Below are 1,567 nucleotides of genomic sequence, written 5' to 3' on the forward strand. Positions count from 1 at the left end.
TTGATGAGGCCGTGAGCGTTGCCGCTGTATTGTCGCCGCACGAGCTCGATCTTGTGCGAGAAATCCTTGTCGGTGACCGAGTCGTCGAACACGATGCAGCCGTCTTCATGCTGAACGATCTGCGCGCGCACGTTGTCCCAAACGAGGCGCGGCGTCATGTGCTCGCGGCGCAAAAAACGGTTGATGGCATCGTGGCTCATATCGTCGACATGGTCGGCAAAGTTGGTCAGCGTGCAGTTGGTCGGGCTCGTCAGCAGGTACTGGCAGTAGCCCAGGCGGCTCAGATGTTTCGTCATGCGCTCAACAATACGAAACTCCGCGCCGCTCCAGGTTTACGTCGTTTCGTAACAATTCGTTTCCGCGTTCAGGCGCGGCATTTTGCGTAAGTCCTATATCAATGGCTTCCTCGTTTCGGCATTATCCGATCTGGGGGCTCTCGAATCTTTTGAGGTGGTCCGCGAAGCCTACGAACAGAATCATGTGGCATTGAATATCTTGGGGGACCTACGTGACGCCGAATACTATTTCAAGATCGGCGCCAAAGACTACGAAGGCATAGATACCTTCAGAGAGGCAAGACGCAATCGCCTCCACACGTTGTCAGAATCTCACCCATTCGAGCCGACCCAGATCATTGAGAAATCCCGGCCCATCGTCGCAGCTCCCAAGGTCGGGAGAAACGACCTCTGTCCATGTGGAAGCGGCAAAAAGTACAAGAAGTGTCACGGGTCTGCTGGGACGTTGCACTAAGGACACTCAACATGACCCTACTGAAAAGCCGCCTGGCAGCAACAGACTTAAAGCTCAAAGAACTCAAGGACGCCAAATGGGCATCAGATAAAGCGCGTCGTCAGCAGTACAGGCAGACGAAGGCTGATCAGGAACGGAAAGTGGTGCTGGTCGGCGAAGCCGTCATGCGTCGTCTTGATCGTGGCGAATGGGACGAAGCCGATTTCCGGAAGATGATGGACGGGGTTCTATCCCGGGCCGCTGATCGTGCTCTTTTCGATCTCGACTGAGCGCGCCATGCTCTATCTGCACTGTACGAAGAAGCTTCTTGACCGGCTGAAACCCGAAGTGATGGCGGGTGGCACCAGCACCACGGGGCTCGGGAACTGGTATGCCACGGCTTTGCTCTGGAAGCCGCAGATTGCGCTGTTCGTCAATGAGCGAACGTTGTTACCTGTCCTGATCCCCTTGGCTCCAGCGGCTGGCATGGCAATCAGATTCCCTCGCTTCCTGGCTCACGTACTCGCGGCCCACGGCATCCAGCCGTCGTTCATCGAGCAGGAGCTATTGCACATGCAGGACGTGAGATATACCAAAACGACAAACCGTAGCGTCGTCGGCATCATGACGCAGTTTTGCCAATTTGCGGAAGGCTATCGCGGCAGCGATGAAATGAACGATCTTGTCGCGTTGTCAATCAGGTTGGCACGTATCCCTTGCGGCCCGCTGTATAGGGGGCCAGTGTTTCCGGACAAGGCACTGCGCGAATTGATCGGCAGCGGTTCATTGCAATAGCCGCCCCGGCGAACCCAGCGCTTCGAATGTCTCTGCGCGGCCA

At 56.2% G+C, this 1,567-nt stretch carries 2 protein-coding genes and 2 pseudogenes; 3 read left to right on the forward strand and 1 reads right to left on the reverse strand.

Annotated elements, in window-relative coordinates; genetic code table 11:
- Nucleotides 1–296: pseudogene (locus BSU04_RS16070) on the reverse strand (IS701 family transposase); the annotation flags it as partial.
- 361 nt (nt 297–657) lie between these two features.
- Between BSU04_RS16070 and BSU04_RS48795 the strand changes: the two are divergent.
- The 3 genes and pseudogenes from BSU04_RS48795 to BSU04_RS16085 all read left to right on the forward strand — a co-directional run.
- Nucleotides 658–750, forward strand: a pseudogene (locus BSU04_RS48795) (SEC-C metal-binding domain-containing protein); the annotation flags it as partial.
- Nucleotides 751–761: 11 nt separating this feature from the next.
- Nucleotides 762–1,019 (forward strand): hypothetical protein, encoded by a 258-nt coding sequence (locus BSU04_RS16080; protein ID WP_089161520.1) that lies wholly within the window; start codon nt 762–764, stop codon nt 1,017–1,019.
- Between the two features lie 7 nt (nt 1,020–1,026).
- A complete protein-coding gene (locus tag BSU04_RS16085; RefSeq protein WP_089161521.1) occupies nt 1,027–1,524 on the forward strand; it encodes a DUF6933 domain-containing protein in 498 nt (165 codons plus the stop codon).
- Nucleotides 1,525–1,567 lie beyond the last annotated feature (43 nt).

Origin of the sequence: Caballeronia sordidicola (assembly GCF_002220365.1) — a bacterium.
GTDB lineage: Bacteria > Pseudomonadota > Gammaproteobacteria > Burkholderiales > Burkholderiaceae > Caballeronia > Caballeronia sordidicola_C.

Bases quoted from the DNA above. Each gene is read 5' to 3' on its own strand.
- BSU04_RS16080 (WP_089161520.1), top strand. From the start codon at position 762: ATGACCCTACTGAAAAGCCGCCTGGCAGCAACAGACTTAAAGCTCAAA.
- BSU04_RS16085 (WP_089161521.1), top strand. From the start codon at position 1,027: ATGCTCTATCTGCACTGTACGAAGAAGCTTCTTGACCGGCTGAAACCC.